The 327-nt window shown below is 40.4% G+C and carries 1 pseudogene; it reads left to right on the top strand.

Annotation, left to right across the window (positions count from 1 at the left end):
• Positions 1-327 (top strand): annotated as a pseudogene (locus AB4585_RS24820) (ATP-dependent protease); the annotation flags it as partial.

A 327-nucleotide genomic window follows, 5' to 3' on the forward strand; every position in this document is an offset into this window, starting at 1 on the left:
AGATAAGAAAACTCAGGCGAACTTTGAGAAGACCATTGATACTCTTGAGATCTCACTGCGCCATATTATCCGCGACCTTACTGAGTGGGAAGAACAGTACTCAGACAAAATTCAAAAGCTGAACTCTGATGTGACTCTGGATGTTATAGGTCACTTTGTTAAAGAGTTAAAAATTAAGTACAAGAAACACCCTGAAGTAAAACAGCACCTTGCAGAGCTGCAAGCAGACATTGTTGAAAACGTAGATATCTTTCTTGAAGAGAGTAACGAGCAAGGCGAAATTGCTACTGCATCACTAGATAAGAAGCTACCACGTCGCTATAAGGT

This window comes from Vibrio sp. 10N.222.49.C9, from assembly GCF_041474985.1.
Taxonomy (GTDB): Bacteria; Pseudomonadota; Gammaproteobacteria; order Enterobacterales; family Vibrionaceae; genus Vibrio; species Vibrio crassostreae_C.